The following is a 22,665-nucleotide window of genomic DNA, read 5'->3' on the forward strand; positions in this document are numbered from 1 at the left end:
CTCTGCCATATCTTTCTCTGTCTCTCTCATATCTTAACAAGTATAATCGCGATTAGGAAGAATCAGCTGGGCTGCCCGATTCATGAATCCGCTTTCACAATAGGATGTTTCACATCTACCATGGTAGTGGCGCCGATGCGCAATGTATATGGTCAAAACCGCCCCAGGCTCAACTTTTTTTCATTTTTATAAAAAAAGTATCATTATCCGCAAAAGAGACCAGCCGGCACGGCCAAAAACCCGGCGCAGTTGAGGGGCGCTAGGCTTAAGGCGTGCATCGTTAAAAAGAATTGTTTCAGCAATTCCCCGGCGAAAAGTTGGCGACATTCGCCGGGTCACGCACGATTGTTATTCGTTAATAAATTTCACATATTGCAAGAAACGTTTGATCAGAACGGCTGATTGTGCGCGAGTAGCCTGTTCGGCAGGAGCAAAGCTGTTCTCCGGCTTCCCTTGCAGCAAGCCCAAATCTACAGCTTGTCGTACGGATTCAAGCGCCCAAATGGAGATGGACGATTGGTCGTTAAAAGCCGTTTCCTTCGCTTGCTTCTTTCCTGAAGCTTCATCGCCGGCCTTCACTGCCCTCGCGATCATAACCGCCATTTGCTCCCTCGTGATAGAGGCATTAGGATCGAAGCGGCCATCCTCGTATCCTTCTGTTAAGCCTACCTGAGCTGCTGCTCCGATCGCCCCGGCATACCAATCGCTTGCGGATACATCCGAAAAGGAGGCTCCGGAGCTATCCTCCGTCAACCCGAGAGAACGTACGAGCATTGCCGTGAACTCGGCTCTTGTCACATGTTGCTCTGGCTCGTAAGCCTGCTCGGCTCGGCCTTGCAAGACTAATCTGGAGGCTAGCAGCTCAATATCAGCCTTTGCCCAATGTCCTTCCAAATCATCAAAGGTTTTATCGTGAGTTATGATGGCGTAAGTGCTGTTGCCTTTATGCTTCATGACCGCCGCCCACTTGCCATCCGCCTGCTGAAGAACCATCGGCACAAAGATCAGCCGGCCGGCCTCGTCAAGCATGACGGCCGTTGCGCCTTCAGGCTTGACGTCGTCGGCAAGAGTCAGACTTCTTTCCACATAATCGTTGAATTGCCGGATCGGAATCGACTTATCGCCAGCTACGGCTTGAATCGAAAAGGCAATGAAGTCCGATACGGGATTAGCGCCAAGGGTGTTTATGCTCTTCGCGGCCACTTCGGCCGCGGCGCCGCCGGCTTTGGCAATCGAGACCATGATTTTGACATCCTTGGCATCGACTCCTAGCGACTCCGCAAGTCCGTCCACATCAATTAACCCTATCGGCAAGTGATAGGATGCCGTTTCGGTTTTCATGATGATTATCGCATTTGGCACCGAATCGGAGCTTTCCTTCAGGACGGAAGCCGGCCATTCGATTCGGTTTACGGCTTCCGAGCCGCTAATGTCTACGATTATATTCTGTGCAGCCGTCTCTTTGCCGACCAGCTTGTGGAAGGCTTGTTTGACGGCTTCCGCTGACATCGTCACATGCTGGCCGCTTTGACCGTCTGCCGATGTCTCCTTTCGGACGACCGCTCCGCCTCCGGTAATTTCAATGCCTCGCTCCGTCTCAATCAGCATAGGTCCGCCCGATGGGTTCGGGATATACGACCCCGTATCCAATTGCAGGCCGGATCCTATCTTGAAGCTGATGGATTTGGCCGCTTCCACGTTACCCGCAAGATCCGAAGAACGGTAATGTAGCGTGTATTGTCCTTTCTTCTCGAAGACAACTTGAGTCGTGTACGGCAGCCAGGTCGCGCCGCCATCCAGGCTATATTCCGTCCGGTCCACGGCCACGTTATCGGCAGCGGTTAATGTAACGGTCACCTGATTATACTCGCCGTTCAGGCCGTCCGGTGCAACCGGCGACAGGGACGCGGTCGTCACCGGCGCGACAATATCGGCATCGCCCAGATAGGTAAGCGTATATGCTCCTGCAGCCCCCTCAAAGTAGAGCACGCCGCCCTCTTCGCCGACGGAACCGAATGTATCCGCGCCGCCCTCGGATATTTTCCAGGATCCCGCTTCCAGATCCGTAACCACGAATTGCAGGTTCGTATCGTCGCCGGGAACCGTCAGCGTCACAGCTCCGTCAAGACGATTGCCGTCTTTGCTGAACCATACCGCATTGCCTGCAACCTTCGCCCCGACCATCCGCTCCGAATCCAGCTTCTGCGTGACGAGCGGAGTCGTGCCAGTGTCCATGACCTGCATGACGTTCAGGAAATAATCGGTCTCCGCAGGAGCATCCGGCGAGATTTGCACGCGCCATGCTCCCGGTTCAGCCGTGGTTTCATTCGGCAGCCTGTTGACGAAGTTCGGAAAATTCGTGCCAAATACTTCGAATTCTCGCCCTGGTCCTCCTACCTTCTCAATTGTCGTATTGTCGGCCGCAGGCAGCAGCGTCTCATTGACCAGCTTGCCGTTATATCCGTCTTCACTGCGTTTAATCGTTGTTGTATTTCCGCTTACCGTAGGCTCCTCGATACTGTGCAGCAACCAATATTTCTTGAAGTTCGGATCGGCAGCCGCGACTTTGTCGTATACGATCATCGCCGCCGGGTGCTGCTCATTCTTCAGGTTCAGGAACACGAAGGAACGCATGGACTGCTTCACCTTCGATGTATAGGCAGTCGTCAGATCGCCTTTAATATAGCTGAAGTTAGGCTCTGTCGCATCCGGGCCGAACTGTTGTCCGACCACCCTGCCCATGTAAGTATCTTCTCCGACCAGCTCTTCCAGCGTAACGGCATCGAAGCCATTGTTTGACATGCGTTGGCCGCCGTCGTTGATGATCTGTCTGCCCATCCAGGTTTTGACTTCATTTGGGTCGTAGACCAGCATCGTGTTGCTGGAGATCGACTGTTTATGGTAATTGACGTCATGATCGCTGCCGTAACCTCCGTTACCGCCCTCGTAAATACCCGAATTTTGGGCTAACGATCCTTTGTAGTAGATGGCAAAGTGACCAAAATCACGGTGCTGATGATTGGCGAAAAAGTGGCCGCCGACCTTCATTTCGGCAATAACCGCCGGCGCCGTTCGACTGACCGTTTCGGTATCCCATCCTGTCCTTGCGATCATCGTCCCGATCGGGTAGCCGAAATATTTGGTAAGCGGCAAGCTGTTATCCGATTGCGTCGGCAGACTCATATCGACGAACAGAATCTCGTTGATCGGATCGATCATGCCCGGTTTGTATTGACGCAAAAACTCATTTTGGAGATACGGATCTGCATAATACGAAGCTCCAAGCAGCAGCGTGCTCGGGTACCCCAAATACGAATCGCGCATTGCATAGATTGGCAAATGCGAATCGCCTGAACGCAAGAGCTGACCGTTCGGGAAGCGTTCATAAAGCGAACGGTAAAGTCTCGCCCCGGCTAGCTGCTCATCATAGATAGGGCCTAACCCCATCCGCCTGAAAATCCACGCTGCCCACAGCTCCGAGCTTATCTTGTTGGGGCCGTAAGAGTCCCCTTGGGAATGCATCTCGGCCAAAGCGGCGAAGTTGCTGGCAGGTATCAGTTCCTTGAACATCCGCAGTGCCGCAGTATTATACATGTACGGCTTCTCGTCGTAGATGGCTACTCCGCCGGCCAGCAAATTTTTCAGCAGCTGATCGCCGGTGCCGTGGCTGACAACCGAACCTTGATTGATCGGGGGATACCCGATTTCCATTTGCCCTGCGATAAATTCCATTTTGTTAATTATCGTTGTTTGCTCAGCTTCGGTTAACAACGGGTAACACCAGTCGTATACCATAGCAGCGGCGTTGATCGTCGGTCCTATTAGCCCATACTGATCCGCCCTTGTGAATTGAATCGTGTTCAAATTATTCAAGAGCATATTGATCGCTCTGCGCCCTCGCTCGGGATCGCCTTCAAGCAAATAGATCATGGCGTTCGCTTCAATCGCTTGCCGGACAGCCAGCAAGTAGTTGGTCTTATCCGTCGTTCCCGGCGGCAACGGCTCCAATGCGCCTTCGGGCAATGTCAATCCCAGATTAAGTCTCTCCCAGGTTACGCCGTCTACGGAAACATCGATGTCGAAGTAAGACTTTCGGGTTTCCCCCGCCAGCCAAGCGATGCCGACGGAGCCGACAGGCTGTACGGAGCCGAGATCGTAACTGATCCACTCGCCGTCGCCTTCGGCCGACCACCTCGACGCCGGATCCAGACTGCCGTCCAACGTCCAAGTTCCGGATGAGCCGCTGCTTACGGATACATTTTGCACTGTCACTTTGTTCGAAGCACCGGATACGGAGTCATAAATTTCCGTTTCGACAATGGAATTCCACAAGCTGCCCGAGCTGCTGCCGTGACCGACGATTCTCACATGCCGGGTGTTCTGCAGCTCCGGCAAGCTGTACCTCTCGATCGCCGATGTCGTTCCGCTCGATTTGCCGCTGAAGGCTGCGCTTTCGCTCGTTGCCAGCACTTTATTCCATACGGCGTTCAGCGGTCCTCCCGGCGCAACCTTCGCCTTCAGCACCGGAATGTCGCCCGCTCTTACATATAAGCGGGGATGCTCGGCGGGAGGCTTCGGGATCGTCTCCAAAGTCGCCGTAACCGCTGCCGGCATTCGAATGTCTGCGCGTTTCAGGTCCGCATCGAACAAGGTGGCCGGATAATTGCTCGTTATATAGCTGCTGTGCGTAGCCCGGATCATATAACGGTCCGCCACCAGCGGTGCCGGGAACGTAAAGCTGCCGTCCGCCGCCGTAACCGTATTCCCCAGAGATACGCTGTAATTCGTATCCCCCTCCTCATACACGTTCAGCGTAACACCGGAAAGCTTGACGCCTGTCGCCGCGTCCGATGCCGTTCCGCTAATGCTGTATTTGTTAAAGGCCGTGTCGGCAGACAATTGAATATTCACATCCGAAGCATCGCTGTCCGTCAAAGTAACGGAAGCCGTCCCGCTTAGGTATCCGGCCTTGACAGCTCTGACTACATAGTCCCCGCTGGCCGGTGCGATTAAGCTATAGGTACCGTTCGCCGATGTTTGCGCGGTCGCCAGCGGTGTTGCAAAGGCAGAATCCGCAGCAGCGTATAAGCTTACCGGTACTAACCCGAGCGGCTCCCCCACCGTGTTTTCCACTATACCGTTAACAGCCAATACCTGCTTAATCGTCACATCGTCGATATGGAAGGAGCCCGAATTCGAACCAGTCGCGATTACAATCTGATCGATGCTCGTCATGCCTTCCGTCATGAGTGGCTTGCCCTGCATGGCAATCGTCTTGGGACCGATCCTTGTAATGCCCGGGACCAGTCCGGGAGCATGGGTAACTTCCAGCATATCGCTAGTTAAATAGGCATCGAAGCTGCCCGCATCCAGGTTAAGCTCCAGCCTCATCGTATACCAGACGTTCTCGGAGATGGCATATGACGAATTGGGAATGAACTGTCCGACAAAAGGATCCGGATTGTCCTTAATGCTGAAGCGGGTCGCACCGTTCGGCAACAGAAGGAATTGAACGGCCGGCTTCACTGCCGTATCGCTTCCCGCCTTGCCGTTCAACTTGAAATTGAGCACGGGAAAGGCATTCGTCGCATCCTTCTTCAGCATGTACTTTGTTTCCACGACAAGCTTGCCGCTTGTTTTGGGCGTGAACGTTTTCGTTACCGCAACGCCGTCATTGCCGGAGTTGGTGTCTTTCAGCTCCAGCGTCTTATTCCCGGTTCCTGCCGGGTCGCTGACCAGAGCGGTGCCTCCCGTCCCGGTAACTACATAGCCTGCGGGCGCTGCTCCCGTCTGCTCCGCATCGAATCCATCAAATATGGGAAACGCCTTGTTGGCCGGGTTTGCTTGCAATTGAATATCCACATTGACGGCATCATTCACCGTCAACGTAACAGAAGCCGTGCCGCTTAAGTATCCTTTTTTGACGGCCCTGACCACATAAACTCCGCTGGCCGGCGCTGCCAGGCTATAAGTACCATCCGCCAATGTTTGCGCGGTTGCCAGCGGTGTTGCGAAGGCTGTATCCGCAGCGGCATACAAGCTTACCGGAACTAAACCCCAAGCTTCTCCATCCGTATTATCCACTTTTCCTTTAACAGCCAATATCGGTTCGATCTTCACATCGTCGATGTGGAAGGAGCCCGAATTCGAACCTGTTGCGATTACAAGCTGATCGATGCTCGTAAGGCCTGTCGTCATGAGCGGCTTGCCGAGCATGGCAATCGTCTTCGGACCAACCCTTGTAGTCCCTCCCACTAACGTGGCAACATGGGTGGCTTCCAGCATATCGCTTGTTAAATAGGCATCGAAGCTGCCCGCGTCCAGATCCAGCTCCAGCCTCATCGTATACCAGGCGTTCTCGGAGATACCGTATGACGAATTGGGAATGAATTGACTGGTGAAATTAGGATTATCCGTAATCGTGAACCGGGTTGATCCGTTGGGTAACAGGAGGAAATTAACTACCGGCTTCGCCGTCGCTCCCGCCTTGCCATTCAGTTTGAAGTTGAGCACGGGAAACAGGTTTGTCGCATCTTTCTTCAGCATGTACTTCGTTTCTACAAGAAGCTTGCCGCCTGTTTTAGGCGCGAACGTTTTCGTTGCCGTTACGCCGTCATTGCCCGGGTCAATGTCCTTCAGCTCCATCGACTTGTTCCCGGTCCCAGCCGGGTCGCTGACAAAAGCGGTGCCTCCCGATCCGGTAATCACATAGCCAGCAGGAGCCGCTCCCGTCTGCTCCACATCGAACGCATCAGACACAGGCAGCTCCGAAACAGCGGCTTCAGCTCTTCGCGGAACCAAACCGAACAATAGGCTCCCTACCAGAACCAAACATAACATCAATGAAATCCGACTTCTGCCGCGTTTGCTTAAAAAAACATGCATGATTTTCACCCTTTCTTCAGGAGCGAAGCTCCCCTCTTTCTGATAACCGCCCAAATCGCTCGAATGCTCTTATGATTCGCAAAGTCGATTCACCTGTTTGGTCAAAGCTTCGCGCACGGTCCTGCTACCCCCTTTCATCAGAAGCTGTTTCAAAAAGGTATTCGCTTTTTAGCCAGGTTCTATGTATGCGTTTTCATTTTGTTGTTGCCGGCTATCGCCATCGTAATGCCGCTCACGGGCAGGAGTAAATCAACAGTACTTAACGATCTTCAACTAACTTCAGGTTTTCTGATAAAAATACCAGCTTTCGCAAAAACGACTATGCGGAAAAATGAGAAAAAGCGATACCCGGGGGATAATCCCTGGGACAAGTGAATGAACTATATAGCCAAGAGGCCGGCACCGGCCAGTGGAATTATTGGGGCGACAACATGGACCTTTATCTGGTGAAGGCATTCGTTCAAGCCATTAGGCAAGGAGAACAAGTCCCGAGCAGCGGAGAAGACGGAATGCGTTCGGCAGCCGTCGCTTTGGCTGGTTATCAGTCGATCGAAACGGGCCATCCCGTTAAACTTTTTAATTAGGTCCCCCTTCAAAGGCGCGACCACCGTTATGGGAGCATTGGGACGGGATCAAGAAGGACACGGCCTTCCGGAATGGACATGACGGTGGTTATGCCGCCGAATACGGTTTACGTACTAATTTCGAAAAAATGGGCCATGCGCACGGCGCATGGCTCCATATGTCCTTCGTTATTTCAAGCTGTAACGGAACATCTCCTCGAACAACACGAAGTGACTGTCCAATATCTCATCCGGCGTCAGCTTCACGCCAGGACCGTCCAGTCCCATGTTCGACTCGAAGGTCAAGCTCATTCCCCCGCAGACATGATGAATCGCGGATGTCAAATTAAATGAAGGAACAGGATAATGACCTTCGTCCTCTTGTACCAGATTCCGTTCCGCGAACGGAATTCCATTCTCCGCATAAGTCTTTGCCAGCATGCCGTTAAATTCCTGATGTTTGTTCGCGATGTACAGCGGCAAATAAGGGATCGTCGTGAAATGAACCTCGCTGTTGGCGCCGCCATGCAGCAGAACGGAGAAATCGATGGCCTCGCGATCCGCGAGCGCAAGCAACGCGCTTGTTTCCTTTGCCATGGGGGCAAAAAAATTGTCATGCATGATGTTCACGCCGTCATCGTTAAAGTAGGAGCCCAAAAACTCCGAAGCGTCTTTAATGGGATGAACCGCCTTGCATTCCGGCCACTTGCATAACGTGCCGTCCTTCCATGACCCTTGCATATAATAGACAAATTTCTCGTAGGGGACATCGATCAAAGTGTCGACAGGCAGCCTCGCTCGCCCGTCGGGATTCATGCACGGAACGAGAAGAAGACGGAATCGATGGGCATTCTCCATCAAATAATCATAACGTTTGCCCCGATAATCAGCCCCCGTTTCGAGAACGCGAATGAGGTTCATAACGGCCGCGATCCCTTCCAGCTCACCTCCATGGATGCCGCCGACGATCAACAGGACGGGCTTCGCATCCTTCTCCTTCCTGGCATAGAACGCCGGATTGCCGGCCCCGCACGCGGAGCTGTAATTCGCTTGTCTCTGAAAATCTTCTTTCATACCGTATTCGACGATCGGTATGTCTCTTCCGCCAGCCGATGTTGCGAGTGTACGGACAGCGCCCCGCATGACTTGGTCCATTCCTTCCTCGATATCCTGCAGCCTGCTTTTCCAAAATGGCGTTGCCACCTGCAACTCTCCCTTCGAATCTTCCTGGTTTCATCGTTTTCGTCCGGCCGCAACCTGCATTTCCTTAACTCACGACCATGGATTATCTCGGCGTCAGCCTGTGGTAATGCTCTAGCGAGACCTGACCCTGCAGCGTCTCTCCCGCCGCGAACCGTCCCAGCTCATCGACGATGAACTCGCAGAGCTCGCGCTTGAGCAATCCATGATAGCCGCCGATATGCGGCAGGCACAGTACGTTAGGCATGGTCAGAAACTCGTGGTCTGCCGGAAGCGGCTCCTGATCGTACACATCCAGCGCGGCCGAGATCCGGCCCGTCCGCAGTTCGGCCGCAAGAGCCTCCTCGCTCACGATCGGACCGCGCGCCGTGTTGACGAAGAGCCCGCCGTCACGCAGACGACGCAGTTGCTCCGCGCCGATCATCCCCTGCGTACGCGGCGTCCAGGTGTTGTGCAGCGAGACGATGTCGCTTCGTTCGAACAGTTCATTCAACCCGCAAAGCTCCACGCCAAGCGCTTCTGCTTCCGGAGTCGGGCAATAGCCGGAGTATAACAGAATTGTCGTACCGAAAGGTTTAAGCATCCGAATAACCTGCTTGGAAATCTCGCCATAACCAACCAAACCTATAACTCTTCGAGACACGCCGAGCACCGTTTCTCTATTGTTGACGCTCCACTGTCCTTGCTTAAGTCTTGCGGTGTAGCCTGCATGGTTCCAGGCCCCCGCGAACATCAGGGAAACCGTACACTCCGCAGTGGAGTGCGCCAGCACTTTATTGGCCGACGTTACCTTAATGGGGGTCGCGAACATATCCTCGCCAACAATGGATGCCACGCTGCCGGCTCCGTGACCGATGAACTTCAGCTTGTGGGCTCCGGCCAGAACCTCCGGCGTAAAATATGGCGAGCCCCACGAAGTGATGCACGCATCGTAGTCGCCAATCCGCTCGGCCAGTTGCTCGCTGGCAAACCTTTCATCCATCGGAACAAAATCCACCTTGGAAATACGTTTCAGCTTGTCCAGCACCCGATCTTGCCAGAACATCTCGCGGAGACCGGCATCGGCGATCGTCACTAAAGTTTTCATTCTGCAGCACCTCGATTCCCTTCCATTAGGAGAAATCTATTCATATAAGCCGTATAGCTCGGAAAAATAACCTCGGGCTCCATGCCGGGGACTTGCAGTTCGCTCCGCCATTTTGTCTCCCATTCCAGCGAATAATAGCCGGCATATCCGGCTTGCTCCAGCAGCCGAATGATGGACGAAAGCGGAATGCGTCCCTCGCCGACCTTCGTATACTTCCAATTCGTCATCATGGGGTCATCTTCGGGAATTCCGTCCTTGATATGAACATGAACGCACTGCGCTCCGAGCAGCGCGATCGTGTCGGCAGGTTTCTCCCCTTCTTCGAGAGGATGGATGACATCATAGATAACCTTGCAATTCCGCCGGCTTACATGATCCAGCAGCTTGCGCAGGCTTCGGCCCGTAGCGTATTCATTATGTGTTTCAATCCATACTTGAACGCCGTAGTCGGCCGAATAATCGCATGCTTGCTGAAGCCGGCTAACCAGATTCTCGTAAGGAATATCCGGAACCGCCTGGTCTCTCCGAGTGGTGAAATATCCCAGGAAAACGCGAACTCCCTGCGCTCCCAAATCACGAGCCAGCTCCACAACTTCCTTAAAATGACGGAATTGCTCCTCATCGCCGTCCCTGCCCGTGAAGCATACGCTGGAGCCGATATTGGTAATGGTCAGCCCCGCCGTCTTCACGGCTTGAAGAGCTTGCAGCCGTTCATGCGGCGCAAGCCCCGTATGGATGGACCAGGCTTCGCCTTCCCTGAGCTCCAGACCTTGAAATCCGAGCTCTTTCGCCACACCGACGATTTCTTCCATCGTCCAGCCCTCGCAAGGGATCGTACTGAAAGCCAGGCGTTGCATATTGCTCCCTCCTATTGCTGCTCGAATATGGAATGCTTATCTTCATTATGGCATTCGTGGTTCGAGGTCGCTTTCCTTTTTCCGCGAATTCTTTGAACAATTACGCGATTCCGTGTATCTTAGGGTAAGAGAGAATGACAGGATGGATTCCGTTCGGGGAGGAAACGATGCAAGAGGACCTGGATTATCCGATTTATGCGTATAAGGAAATGCTGGATGAACAATTTCCGTTCAAAATAGAACGACGCAACCGTGCAAATATGAATACAATTCTGCATGCGCATGAGCATTTGCAGCTCTGTTACATGATGTCCGGCAGCTGTCTGCACTTCGCGGCTGGTCGACACTTTGTGCTGACCAAGGGCGATCTCTTCTCGATCCCCCCTTATCAGGAGCATCGGCTGGACCCGAGGGATGACATGGACTTTGTGATGATCCAGGTCGATTTCATGCCTCATGCTGTCAATGAGAACCTGCGAGATATGACGGGGATGCAGACATTCGTAGACTTCGCTTATATTCGTCCGCTCATCTCGGAATCGGATCTTATGCCCAAGCTTTCGTTGCCTCCGGCTACCCAAACCATCGTGGAAAGCCTCCTGGACACGCTTCTGACCGAATGGGAGGAACGCGAGGAAGGTTACCGCTTGGCCATTAAGGCAGAGCTATTAAGACTGCTTGTCATTACCGGCAGGCAATACAAACGATATGTCGGGACTGAGGGACAGCAGGAGCGCCAGAAGGTTGTCCAGCACCGGGAAGCCTTCTATGAGGCCATCGCCTATATGCAAACTCATTACCATGAGGATCTTCACCTGGAGGATGTCGCCGCCAAAGCGTTAATGGCCCCTTCGTACTTCAGTTACATGCTGAAGCTGATTCGCGGCAAGTCTTATATCGAGCTGCTTTCGTCCATCCGCATGCAGGCTTCCCTGGTGCTGTTAACCGAGACCGGTCTGAGCATATCCGAAATCGCCATGCGAGTGGGCTATAACCATATCAGCCACTTCAATCGCACCTTCAAGAAGCATACAGGCATTACGCCGGGCGACTATCGCAAGTCGGGATCCGGCTCGTTGACGCCTTGACCGCGAAAGTTTCGTCGACCGCATCGTTTCCTGAAAAACATCCTTTTGGGAATGCCTCCGTCACTTAATCGCGTAAGCATCGATAATTTGGGGGATTGCAAGTGATATCGTGCATGATTTATCTTTTGCAATGAAACAGAAGAACGAACCATTTGAGGTATGGATCCTGCAACTTCTAAATGAGAGTGAGGAAACTAAAGAAGAATATCGACGATTACATTCGCTTTTACAATTACGAACGGTTACAGGCAAAACTAAACGGCCTCAGTCCCATGGAATTCAGGACGAAGGCCGCTTAACTAACTTTTATTTTTTGTACTTTCAACTTGACGGGGGTCAGTTCAGGACTATCCCCGCACCGCCATTTTTTGAACTATAACCCCTCAAATGTTCTATCGATTGTTAGTTCCTTTCCGACTCCCGCTTCACCTTCTCGATCGTCGAAGCCAGAAACGCGAGGGCGAGGCCTTGGCCCCAGCCCTGAGCCCACTTGCGGTCGATGCCGAGGTAGCCGGCAATGTCGTTCATGACGGCGGTGCCGCCGGATACATTGCGAACGCGGCCGTTGTCAGAGATGTTGTCGAGAACGCCTTCCAGCGCCTTCTGAACGTATTTGCCATGCAACGTATTGCCTTGAGTAATCATTGCCGCCGCAATTCCTGCCGTAGCCGATACTTCGCCGTAAGCTTCCGAATAGTCTAAAACGGTGCCCCAGAGACCGTCATCCTTCTGCAGCTTCTTGATTGCCGCCAGCTGATCGCGGAGCGCGCTCCAGATATGCATCATCGGAGGATAGAGATATGCCTCCGGCAATATTTTCGCCGCTCTGGACATCGTGTAGGCCGCCCATGCATTCGCCCGCGCCCAATAGATGCCGGACATATGGTCCTGCTTGATATTGTTGTACCCGTGATACCAGAGGGCATCGTTCTCGTCTTGCAAGTAGTTGATGTGCCAATAGAACTGGTGCAGCGCGTCGTCTACGAGATGTTTTTTGTCGAACATGATACCCGCGCGCAGCATAAAGTACGCCGCCATAAACAACGTGTCTGCCCAGCATTGCTCGGGAAAATCGTTGTTGGCCGATACCGTGTGCTGAAGAACCCGGTCGCCGAAACGAAGCGCCTTGTTCTCCAGGTAATCCAGCTTGCTGTTAATCAGCTCCAGGTATCGGTCGTCCTTCGTCTGCTCGTACAGCGTGAGCAGCATATGTCCGATCGCGCAAGAATTGACCGTCCAGACGGGAAGACCCGCTTCGATGTATTCGTCCACCCAAGCGATCATCCGGTCCAGATAAGCCTGGTCGCCCGTCACCTCGTAGAGACGGCTGACGCCATAGTAGGCAACGCCGCCCGGCCAATCCCAAGTGAGGTCCATATTAAACGTATACTCTGCAACCTTTGCGGCTACCTGCTTTAATTCGCTTTCTTTGGCGTTAATTCTCATCTCCGTCATCCCCCTCAAATAATAACATTGCCACATGACGTCCGTTATCCTTGAAGCTTTATGATCCAGACATCTCTTCCGCCAAGCTCGGCCGAGCCGCCCAGCTCGCGACCAGACAACAGCTCGACGCCGGAACGGTTGCCCAGATTCACTTGAGCCGCATCAGCGTTATGGTTCAGCACAAACAGATAGGACTGCCCGTCTTTGGAACGTACCGTCGTCTCCACGCCATCCGGCACGGACGGGATAGGCGGCGCTATACCGCGGTCTGTGCACAACTGGGTCAACCAATCCTGCAGGAACAAAGCCTCCGGGCTTGTTGCCATATACCAGGCTTCGCCCGCTCCGAACTTGTTGACCGTAAGCGCCGGCATGCCTGCATAGAAGTCATCGCCATAGACAGCCTTCACCTCCGCACCTTCGGAGTGAATGAGGTCGCAGATCAAAGCGCATTCGTATTCCTGCTTCAAGCCAGCAGCGCCGTCTGCTGGTATTATCCTGTTGCTCTGACTTGGCAGCAACGCGTCGATCTCTTCGGCCCAGATGCCCAGCAGCTTTCTCAATTCGCCCGGATAACCGCCCGTTTTCACCCGGTCGTTTTCATCGACAATGCCGCTAAAGAAGGTCGTGATTAACGTACCGCCATTCTGAGTAAATTGCTCCAGCTTGGCGGCAACGCCTTGCTTCACCATATACAGGACAGGAGCAATGACCAGATCGTATCCGCTTAGATCGGCTTCCACGCTGACGACATCCACTGCGATACCTGCGCGATACAGCGCATCGTAAAATTTATGCGCTTCATCTACATAACGCAGCGCGATCGTCGGACCGCTGGACATCTCGACCGCCCACCAGTTCTCCCAATCGAACAGAATGGCGACCTTCGCTTCCACGCGGGCATCCAGCAAAGTTTCGCCGAGCTCACCAAGCTCCGCGCCAAGCTGCGCGCATTCGCGGAATACGCGTGTATGCTCGTGGCCGACATGTTCGATGACGGCACCATGATACTTCTCGCAGGCGCCGATGGAGCGGCGAAGCTGGAAAAACAAAATCGTATCCGCGCCTCTCGCTACTGCTTGGTAGCTCCACAGACGCATGACGCCAGGACGCTTTAACGAGTTGTAAGGCTGCCAGTTCTGCTGGCTTGGCGTCTGCTCCATAAGCATAAAAGGCTGGCCGTCCTTCAGTCCGCGCATGAGATCATGCATCATGCCCGTGTAGCTGTGCGGCGTATCGAATCTTGGATAGTTGTCCCAAGACACCACGTCCATATGCTTCGCCCATTTGTGATAATCGAGTTTTTTGAACGCACCCATCAGGTTGGTCGTGACGGGGATATCCGGCGTATGTTTCTTGACGGCGTCGTACTCCAGCTTGTAGCAATCCAGCAGGCTGTCTGAATGGAAGCGAATATAGTCCAGCGAGATGCCTTGGAAATTCGTCTCCGTTCGTCCGTTAGCTCCCTGCCATTCCTCGCTGCGTCCGCTAGGCAAAACAATGTCTTCCCAGTCGTGGAAAGTATGACCCCAGAATCCGGTATTCCAAGCGCGATTTAATGCTTCTAGCGTGCCGTAGCGCGCCTTCGCCCATTCGCGGAACGCTGCTTCGCAGTTATCGCAATAACAATTGCCGGCGCCGCCGTATTCGTTGTTTATATGCCAAATCAGAAGTGCCGGATGATCCTTGTAGCGCTCCGCCAGCTTCTCCGCCATGCGGGCCGAATATTTGCGGAAGGTCGGACTGTTCGGGCAAGAGTTATGGCGGCCGCCGAACTTCCGCTTGTTGCCGTTAAAGTCGACTTGCAGCACATCCGGATATTTGCGCGCCATCCACGCTGGATGCGCGGCTGTGCTCGTTGCGAGGCAGACGCCTACTCCATTCGCATGGAGCTTGTCCATCATCTCGTCGAGCCAGCCGAAATCGTAAGTATCTTCATCGGGCTGATTTTTCGCCCAAGCGAATACGTTAAGTGTCGAAACATCTATGCCTGCAAGTTTGAACAGACGCAAGTCCTCGTCCCAAACTTCTTTTTCCCATTGATCGGGATTATAATCGCCGCCATACCAAATTTTCGGTTTTTTCGCGCTGATCATCTTGTCACTCCTCGAAATATATGATAAAACCGCAGTATACATCTCCATTGTAAAACTTTCATATTTATGATCCCATATAAAAAAATCGAATATTCATATAAGAATATGGAGGTTTGATCATGAAACGACGCATCGTTCCCGCATCTCCGGCGGAATTGCTGCCTCTGCAGATTGAATCTATTGGAGCAAGCCCCGAGCAAGAAGCCATTGACAGGCCGAACGGCTATCCTTATTTCCACTGGCTGCTGACGATTGAGGGAGAAGGAGAGCTTTCGGTGAACGGTCACACGTGGAAAATGACGCGGCGCACCGGCGTGCTGATGACTCCCGGAACGCCACATCGGTACGAAGCGAAAAACGGGGCCTGGCATTCGGGGTTCGTCACCTTTCATGGAAGCATGGCGGCAAGCTTCATTCAATCGTTCGGATGGAGCAGCGCGGAACGTTTTCAATGGGATGACGGCGACGACCGGATCTCGCAGTTTTTGGCGGATATGCTGGCCCTAGCCGAAACTGGGGGCGATCCCTCCGGCTTGCAGCTGTCTTCGGATTTGTACCGATTTCTCACGCTGCTCAAGACGGATGCGCGTACCGATAACCGTCCATCCATCACAAAGCGGCTGGAGCGAATCCAACTGCTGCTGGATTGGCTCGAGACGGAGTTCCCGGATCCCGGCATCGGATTGACGGAGATGGCAGCCATGCTGGATATCGGTGAGCGCCAGCTGAACGAAAAGTTCCGGGAGCTGTTCGGCCAGACGGCGTATGCTTATCTGATTCAATTGCGAATTCGTAAAGCGAAAGAATGGCTGCCCTCCCGAACAGACTGGACCATTCGCAGAATCGGGGAAGCCGTGGGCTTCCGCGATGCGAGCCACTTCGTGGCGACGTTTCGCAGGAAGGAAGGCATGACGCCGGAAACGTACCGCAGGCTGTATGGCACTTGGCCGGTGACGTGAGTAATGTAGGCTTTATTGGGCTCGTGGCGTGAGCAATGTAGGCTATACGAAACTTGGCCCGTGACGTGAGCAAAGTAGGCTCTACGAAACTCGGCTCGTGCCGTGAGCATTATAGGCTCTGCGAAATTTGAACGGTGACGTGAGTAAGATTAGTCTCCAACGCTGATTCAAAGCAGCCAACGAAGCTGCACCCCTTTGTTGGCCAGAAATAAAATCCGCCACCGCAACATTACCGGCTTCCACACGTTATTAGTATTGCGGGTGGAATTTTTTTCTATAGGAGGGAGACTGCTTCATTGAACAGACCTATTTATTCGCTCATGGCTGCAATCATCGTCCTTGTTAGTGTCACAGCCTGTACGGTACAAAATAACGTTCAAGAACAGGCCGTTGAAATGACTGATAATAGTGGAAATGAGAAAGACATCGTCAAGTTCGAGGTTGAAAAAGAGATTAATGACATGTCGGGTCAGGATATAAATCGCGAAAACATTTTAGGACAGACGGGCGTGTTAAAGGAAACGAACGAAAGTTCGCCAAAAGGGGCCCAATTTACCTATTTGTATACAGACGAAGCAGGCGAAGAAGAAATACTGCTTGAGCTTTACGCAAGATATATCGATGAGATTGATCTGGATGAGGATGGCATAACAGAGCTAGTCGTTCTTATGCCGGGGCCGCTCATGTCTGCAAGAATATACGATCTTGTAAATGGAAAGATATCGTATATTGATGTTAATGAGGTACTGGGGAGCAATTGGTCATCCAGCTTAAACGGCGTGGGTAATGTCAAACGCGAATATCTTAAAGATATACAAGCCGGTTTCGAAAATGAGGATGGAAGCTCAAGAATAGAGGTTTATTCATTCAAAGATTTGCAGCCTATTTATATCGCCCCTCTCTCCGATGTAAAAATGTAACGGTTGAGCAATCTTACAGACATCAGGAAGCTGTCGATTAACAGTGCATAGGTGAAACTGCTGGCAACTGTCCTTTAAGAAATGAACTGGAACTACTTCTACTTTTACGGAAATGAAAAGCGTTATTTCAGCAAAAAGCAAAGTTTCGCGATTCTAATGGAACTGACAGCCCTTATGATGGCCCAAAGTCCGCGTTTTGCCTAGATTTCTCACGAATAAAGTCGCAGGGTTCCGTTAGATTTTAAAATCACGCCAAACGATCAAAATAAGAGCTCTCACTTCCGTTTGCAGGGTGGCGATGTTCAATTGTAGCTCCATCTCCAGCTTTGCACACATTGGATCGACAGTCTCATCAGATAATCATGCAATATAGTGATTCGCAGATATCAATACAGTCGTGTATGTCCGCACCGAAAAACATTCCTCATCGCCCACCTATCTGCTTGCATTGACCGCTATCTCAGTCGTGTCCCTCCAACAAACATTGCATCGCATGTTTGGATCCTTATCTCCATTACTCTGTTGATTCGTTCAAGAGCTAACTATCGGCGCTCCTCCACTGATGAATATCCCCCTAACTCAGAAGATTCGTTCTAAAGCTAACTATCGGCGCTCCACCTTTGATCAATATCCCCTCTATTCAGGACAAGTTAATACGCAATCTATTCTGAATAGAGGTGGATACCGTTCAGAGGGAAGTGCGGACGATCGATTTAAATCGGGTACCAGCATAGTTAGAAGAATTTCCTGAGTAGATGGGATATCGTTCAAAGGGAAATGCGGACGCTCGCTTTAATTCGGGCACCTGCAAAGTTAGGGGACTTTCCCTGAGTAGGTGGGATACCGTTCAAAGGAAAGCTAGGATGACTACTTCAACTCGGGTATCAGCAACGTTTGGGAGTTTCCCTGAATAAAGGGGATACCGTTCAAAGGGAATTGAGGACGACGGCTTCAACTCGGGTACCAGCCTGGCTAAGGGATTTACCTGAGCAGAGGGGATATCGTTCCGAGGGATGCGTTTGGCCGGCCAAAGCCGCTCGGCCTAACAAAAACAAAACTGCCACAAGGCATAATAATAGCCTCGGGGCAGTCCTGCTGCGTTTAACGATAAGTAACCAGCATATCGATCGGATAACGACCGGCATTTCTGCCGTACAATGCAAGTCCGCCTTCCTTCGCCTCCAGCTCCAAAGTAAAGCTGCGGCTCCGGTTCAGCTTTGCAGCCAAAGCGCTCGGCACTTCTATTCTGCACAAATAACCATACGACCCTGCTTCATCCAGTTTGTTCGATTCCGACTGATAATGCCACGATAACACGCCTCTGCTGTCCGCAGGATCGTCAGGCAAGTAAATACTGTCTACTTTCACTCCGTCTATGATAACGTTGACCGTTGAGTCGTGCCTTACCGCATCCGTCATGTAATACGTATTGGGGTTGCGCTCCGTATTGGCATCCGCGCCAAGCATAAAGGACAGGTCGGGGCGTTTGTATTCTCCGCCTTCGATATTCCGTGCCAACAATCGCTTTGCACTGGCTTCGAACAGGATCTCCATGTGGCCGATGACGGACTGCTCGTTATGGTCAGGCAACTGAACGTTATAGACGAAACGTCCTGTCGGACCGCCATTTGCCTTCTGTCCTTGAATCGCATTCCATTGATAAGCCCAGTCGTGTTCTGTAAATGCAGGAACCGGCACGTTTACAACCCCGCCTTCTAAGCCGTACGATTGCCCGTCAGCGCTGCCGCTCCGAACGTCGAACGTCGTAAAGTTGCGCATAACAGTCTCACCGCTCGCGGTTTGAAGCCGGAAGGCAAGCACCGCAACCGCATCCTGCTTAGGAAGCGTGAGCTGCAACGATTGCAGTGGAGACACGCCGTAGCCGTTCCATTCCAGCAACATTTTTCCTTGATCCGCAACGACTCTGGTTCCCAATTGGTCGTACCAGAGCTCCCAATTCAACTGCAGCTCCTGTCCGAAATACCGATCGGAGTAACTGGAGCGAAGCAAAGGAACTGCGACGGTTGCTCCGGCATTGACGGTTTGGCAAGGCGGCGCATCGATGACGATGAAATCCGGGGCATGCAGGTCGGCGATCGTCATGCCGGGCACGAACCATTCGTAGCCGAATTTTTTGTCCGTTCCGTCCAGCCGGTAGTAGCCGTTGAATTCGTTGGTAACATCCCGGAATTCAGTAAATACAAAGCCGCAAAGTTTGTCGTGCCTGCGGAATTCATTCATCATATAACGATAATGCCAAGCCAGGTCGCTGTCACCCGCTCCTCCTTCGATCCCCCACACATTACCGCATTCGCTGTTCATTAATGGTGCGTCGGTCTGCACATTGCCGCCAATATAATTGAAAGGGGAGCCGGGGAATGTCTTGTCCACAACGTCCTGAAGATGTTCTCGCAATTCCTTGTAACCATTAATATAGAAGTGCCAAGTATTAATATCCGACTCCACATGGTCAAAAAGCGTCGCCGAATTGTCCTCGATAATGCGGGTTGGGTCAAGCTTTTTTGCCCATTGATAGATTTCCCGAACCCAGTTTTGCGTCTCCGGCAAGTAGTTGCTTGGATGCAACTGATCGCTGGACAGACCGACTTGATCGCTATTGGTCTTGAGCCCCCATGTTTCGTTAAACATAACCCAGGAGAAGATCGAAGGGTGATTGTAATCCCGCTCGATGACCTCCCTTGCTTCGCTTACATAGGACGCGCGAGCACTCTCGTCCGGATTCCCCCAGAAGCAAGGCATATCCTCCATCACGAGAATACCGAGCTTGTCGGCCCAGTACAGCTTGCGCGGCTCCTCCGGCTTAATATGAATGCGTACGAAATTAAGACCGAGACGCTTCATCATATAAATCTCGTTCTCCATCTCTTCGTCGGTAGGATACGTAAAATATCCCGTCGGGTGGTATGATTGATCCAATGTCCCGTTTAAGTAAATAGGTTTGCCGTTGAGCGTGATCCAGCGATATTGCCGCTCGCCGACAAGCGCCGTACCGATTTCCCGAATGCCGAAGTACGTGCTTACGATATCACGACCGCCGGAACCAGCCTCCAACACAATCTCGCCCTCGTACAGATTCGGTTCTTCCGGAGACCACAATCTTGGCTGATCGACGTTGAAGGAAGTCACAATCTCGTTTACGCCTTCGACCAATTGCATGGGGATGACATGCCGGACTTCGCCTTCGGCAAATGAAAACGATAACGTCGCAGGACCAGCTTGCCGGGCATGGACAGTTGCGGCCACCTCGATGGTTCCGTCAATCCCCGTTGCGAACCTGGCGTGATGAATAAAGTCCGACGGACGGGCCTCCAGCCAGACCGGCTGCCAGATTCCTCGAATTTCTCCGTAGCCCTGCTTCCCCCGCGCTTGATAATCGCGGTCGTTATCCTCCGCCCTTACGACGATTCGGTTTGCCGCATCCCGCTTCCAGACATCCGTTACATCGAATTCGAAGGTGCCGTATCCTCCTTCGTGCGAGCCGACCAACGACTCATTGATCCATACATCGCAGGAATAATCCACCGCGCCGAAACGAAGAAACACACGGTCGTTGGCATAGGCCGGCGACCAGCTTGCGTCTCGGCAATACCAGCCAATTCCCTTCTCCTGGCTGCCAATGCCGGAGAGCGGACTTGCCCACGAGAAAGGCACCGTGATCGTCGATGTATAGGGATCCGCAGACCAGCGATACCACTGCTCGGTCTTGCCGGCATTTTCCCGGTCGAATTGAAATTGCCAGGCTCCGTTCAAATTCAACCAGTCTCGGCGCTGCCAGTCGGGACGCGGATATTCCGGGCGAGGCATAGCTGCATTTTTCGTAGTTGCTAGTGACGTAGACAAACGGCACACAACCTTTCAATAGTTTTTGGAGGCGCTTTCGTCAATCATATTAGCATCAATATAGCATAATCACAATATACATTGCAATAATATAATACTTGCAAAAATCATGTGCAATCGTTTATTATCCATGTACAATCTTTTAGAAGAATCCGAGATCACTTTAGATAAACGGTTGTCGGGAGGGGAGATCGATATGGTAGATATAAGGCAAGAGGTTCTGCGGTATCCTGCCTCGAGGATTACGGATGTTGCGAAGGCATTATCCGGGGATTTGCGCGTTCGCATTCTCGAAGCCATAGGTTCCGATCAGATGAGCGTGACGCAACTGGCTCAAGCATTAGGCGTCGCTCAGCCGACCGTTTCCATTAATATTCAAATTCTGGAGCAAGCCGGGCTGATCGTTACCTCGCAAGGCTCCAACCGCGAAAAGTTATGCTCCGTCTCCGGCCGCTCGATTCTGCTTGAGCTTCCCGAGAAGCCAGGCGACGGTTTGCACAAGGCCGAAGAAATCCATATGCCGATCGGCATGTATTCCAGTTGCTCCGTGCAACCGACTTGCGGAATGGCCAATAAGGAAGGCACCCTTATCGGCTCGACGGATGATCCGCGCGTGTTTTACATGCCCGATCGGATAGAGGCTGCTTTGCTATGGTTTTCGGGAACCGGATTTGTCGAATACTACTTCCCCAATCCCATGCCTCCTGGCGTGGCGATTGACGAATTGAAGCTTAGCGCGGAGCTTTGCTCGGAGGCGCCGTCTTTCGCAATGGACTGCCGTTCCGATATCACCTTGTTGATTAACGGCAAAACAGTAGGAACATGGATTAGCCCCAGCGATTTCGGCGATCGTAAAGGCAAATTAACCTCTGATCGGTGGAGAAGCGGAACGGAATACGGCCGATTGACAGAATGGAGCGTGACCGGGAACGGCGGATTTGTTAACGGCGAAAGGTTGACGGATACGACGCTGGCTACGCTTGGCCTGCAATACAGCGAGCCCATTATCGTAAGGCTCGAGGTCAGCGACAACGCGGTGAACCAGCGCGGGATGAACCTCTTCGGCTCCACGTTCGGCGATCATCCCCAGGATATCGTGCTTTCATTCGTCCGATATACAGCTCCGTCGGAATAAAGCCTGGGCACAGTCCTATTAAGAGGTTTGCTTCCATGCAAAAAAGTCGCCAATTGGGCGACTTTTTTTATGACCTGCTGGCTTTTGGCAGATGGTTGGCTGGATTCGCAGACAAAACAGAAGTTTGAGGTCTTCTCAATCCTTCGGCTTGTCTCCGATCAACCCAAGCAAAAACATTTGAGAGAAGGCGTAACCCTTGTACATACGGGACACGCACGCCGGAATCGTTAGATCATGTTCGATGTAGACAGCTAGAATCCGCTGCGTAAATTTCCTTTGATCCGTTAAGGAAAGCTCCTGCAATTGTTTGGCGAACTCTTTGTCGACGTTCTCTCTCCCGCCCAGCGATTGTTGCAACCCATAACCCGCTCTGTACAGATCAGCCGCAAGCTCCTCGTCCGTCCGTCGATGTTCGGCAATGTAGTTCGAGATCCAGTCGCGTACAAGAGACGAAGTATCCTTGTTGTTTTCCTTGGCGATTTGTTGAAAGGTTTCTTTGAGATCCTTTGTTATGCGAATTTGCAGATTTGTATCCATGGAGCGTTCCCTCCTTTGTTTGTTATATTTA

The 22,665-nt window shown here is 52.3% G+C and carries 14 protein-coding genes and 1 pseudogene; 6 read left to right on the forward strand and 9 right to left on the reverse strand.

The features are described 5' to 3' along the window. Positions 1–348 precede the first annotated feature (348 nt). Positions 349–6,801: a heparin/heparin-sulfate lyase HepB gene (gene hepB, locus B1748_RS15235; RefSeq protein ID WP_179215597.1), complete on the reverse strand. Its 6,453-nt coding sequence runs from the start codon at positions 6,799–6,801 to the stop codon at positions 349–351. 455 nt (positions 6,802–7,256) lie between these two features. Here hepB and B1748_RS15240 point away from each other — a divergent pair, with 455 nt between their 5' ends. Next, positions 7,257–7,469 carry a Gfo/Idh/MocA family oxidoreductase gene (locus tag B1748_RS15240; protein WP_087568789.1) on the forward strand — a complete coding sequence of 71 codons (213 nt, stop codon included), beginning with the start codon at positions 7,257–7,259 and terminating at the stop codon, positions 7,467–7,469. Positions 7,470–7,637: 168 nt separating this feature from the next. Here the strand turns inward: B1748_RS15240 and B1748_RS15245 are convergent, their stop codons facing one another. From B1748_RS15245 to B1748_RS15255, 3 genes are all read right to left on the reverse strand, one after another. Continuing rightward, positions 7,638–8,651 carry a M14 family zinc carboxypeptidase gene (locus tag B1748_RS15245; RefSeq protein ID WP_087568790.1) on the reverse strand — a complete coding sequence of 338 codons (1,014 nt, stop codon included), beginning with the start codon at positions 8,649–8,651 and terminating at the stop codon, positions 7,638–7,640. Between the two features lie 82 nt (positions 8,652–8,733). Further along, positions 8,734–9,735: a hydroxyacid dehydrogenase gene (locus B1748_RS15250; protein ID WP_087568791.1), complete on the reverse strand. Its 1,002-nt coding sequence runs from the start codon at positions 9,733–9,735 to the stop codon at positions 8,734–8,736. Then, the gene (locus B1748_RS15255) at positions 9,732–10,592 is read right to left on the reverse strand and encodes a sugar phosphate isomerase/epimerase family protein (protein WP_087568792.1); all 861 of its coding nucleotides are present in this window, start codon (positions 10,590–10,592) and stop codon (positions 9,732–9,734) included. The genes B1748_RS15250 and B1748_RS15255 overlap by 4 nt, the downstream gene beginning before the upstream one ends. Positions 10,593–10,726: 134 nt before the next feature. Here B1748_RS15255 and B1748_RS15260 point away from each other — a divergent pair, with 134 nt between their 5' ends. Further along, positions 10,727–11,680: a helix-turn-helix transcriptional regulator gene (locus tag B1748_RS15260; protein WP_087568793.1), complete on the forward strand. Its 954-nt coding sequence runs from the start codon at positions 10,727–10,729 to the stop codon at positions 11,678–11,680. Here the strand turns inward: B1748_RS15260 and B1748_RS36425 are convergent. After that, positions 11,644–11,850: pseudogene (locus tag B1748_RS36425) on the reverse strand (hypothetical protein); the annotation flags it as partial. The gene B1748_RS15260 and the pseudogene B1748_RS36425 sit on opposite strands and share 37 nt — an antisense overlap. Positions 11,851–11,859: 9 nt before the next feature. Between B1748_RS36425 and B1748_RS15270 the strand changes: the two are divergent. Continuing rightward, a complete protein-coding gene (locus B1748_RS15270) occupies positions 11,860–11,979 on the forward strand; it encodes an IS3 family transposase (RefSeq protein ID WP_087568794.1) in 120 nt (39 codons plus the stop codon). A 103-nt stretch (positions 11,980–12,082) separates the two neighbouring features. On the opposite strand, the gene B1748_RS15275 is transcribed toward B1748_RS15270, so the two are convergent. Then, positions 12,083–13,126, reverse strand: a complete 1,044-nt coding sequence (locus B1748_RS15275; protein WP_087568795.1) for a glycoside hydrolase family 88/105 protein — start codon at positions 13,124–13,126, stop codon at positions 12,083–12,085. 44 nt (positions 13,127–13,170) lie between these two features. After that, positions 13,171–15,222, reverse strand: a complete 2,052-nt coding sequence (locus B1748_RS15280) for a beta-galactosidase (RefSeq protein ID WP_087568796.1) — start codon at positions 15,220–15,222, stop codon at positions 13,171–13,173. Between the two features lie 119 nt (positions 15,223–15,341). On the opposite strand from B1748_RS15280, the gene B1748_RS15285 reads away from it, so the two are divergent. Both B1748_RS15285 and B1748_RS15290 read left to right on the forward strand, forming a co-directional pair. Further along, positions 15,342–16,181: an AraC family transcriptional regulator gene (locus B1748_RS15285; RefSeq protein WP_087568797.1), complete on the forward strand. Its 840-nt coding sequence runs from the start codon at positions 15,342–15,344 to the stop codon at positions 16,179–16,181. 296 nt (positions 16,182–16,477) lie between these two features. Further along, the gene (locus B1748_RS15290; RefSeq protein WP_087568798.1) at positions 16,478–17,101 is read left to right on the forward strand and encodes a hypothetical protein; all 624 of its coding nucleotides are present in this window, start codon (positions 16,478–16,480) and stop codon (positions 17,099–17,101) included. A gap of 1,101 nt (positions 17,102–18,202) precedes the next feature. Here the strand turns inward: B1748_RS15290 and B1748_RS15295 are convergent. Then, positions 18,203–20,962: a glycoside hydrolase family 2 protein gene (locus tag B1748_RS15295; RefSeq protein ID WP_256975688.1), complete on the reverse strand. Its 2,760-nt coding sequence runs from the start codon at positions 20,960–20,962 to the stop codon at positions 18,203–18,205. A gap of 196 nt (positions 20,963–21,158) precedes the next feature. On the opposite strand from B1748_RS15295, the gene B1748_RS15300 reads away from it, so the two are divergent. Further along, positions 21,159–22,097: an ArsR/SmtB family transcription factor gene (locus B1748_RS15300; protein WP_087568800.1), complete on the forward strand. Its 939-nt coding sequence runs from the start codon at positions 21,159–21,161 to the stop codon at positions 22,095–22,097. A gap of 135 nt (positions 22,098–22,232) precedes the next feature. Here B1748_RS15300 and B1748_RS15305 read toward each other — a convergent pair whose 3' ends face one another. Beyond that, positions 22,233–22,634 carry a ribbon-helix-helix protein, CopG family gene (locus tag B1748_RS15305; RefSeq protein WP_087568801.1) on the reverse strand — a complete coding sequence of 134 codons (402 nt, stop codon included), beginning with the start codon at positions 22,632–22,634 and terminating at the stop codon, positions 22,233–22,235. Between the last annotated feature and the right edge of the window lie 31 nt (positions 22,635–22,665).

The sequence above is a fragment of the Paenibacillus sp. MY03 genome (genome assembly GCF_002165585.1).
In the GTDB taxonomy this organism is placed as follows: Bacteria; Bacillota; Bacilli; order Paenibacillales; family Paenibacillaceae; genus Pristimantibacillus; species Pristimantibacillus agaridevorans.

What these genes read in the sequence shown, in the direction of transcription:
- B1748_RS15250 (WP_087568791.1), bottom strand. Translation starts at nt 9,735, where the DNA reads ATGAAAACTTTAGTGACGATCGCCGATGCCGGTCTCCGCGAGATGTTC.
- B1748_RS15255 (WP_087568792.1), bottom strand. Translation starts at nt 10,592, where the DNA reads ATGCAACGCCTGGCTTTCAGTACGATCCCTTGCGAGGGCTGGACGATG.
- B1748_RS15260 (WP_087568793.1), top strand. Translation starts at nt 10,727, where the DNA reads ATGACAGGATGGATTCCGTTCGGGGAGGAAACGATGCAAGAGGACCTG.
- B1748_RS15270 (WP_087568794.1), top strand. Translation starts at nt 11,860, where the DNA reads ATGAGAGTGAGGAAACTAAAGAAGAATATCGACGATTACATTCGCTTT.
- B1748_RS15275 (WP_087568795.1), bottom strand. Translation starts at nt 13,126, where the DNA reads ATGAGAATTAACGCCAAAGAAAGCGAATTAAAGCAGGTAGCCGCAAAG.
- B1748_RS15280 (WP_087568796.1), bottom strand. Translation starts at nt 15,222, where the DNA reads ATGATCAGCGCGAAAAAACCGAAAATTTGGTATGGCGGCGATTATAAT.
- B1748_RS15285 (WP_087568797.1), top strand. Translation starts at nt 15,342, where the DNA reads ATGAAACGACGCATCGTTCCCGCATCTCCGGCGGAATTGCTGCCTCTG.
- B1748_RS15300 (WP_087568800.1), top strand. Translation starts at nt 21,159, where the DNA reads ATGGTAGATATAAGGCAAGAGGTTCTGCGGTATCCTGCCTCGAGGATT.
- B1748_RS15305 (WP_087568801.1), bottom strand. Translation starts at nt 22,634, where the DNA reads ATGGATACAAATCTGCAAATTCGCATAACAAAGGATCTCAAAGAAACC.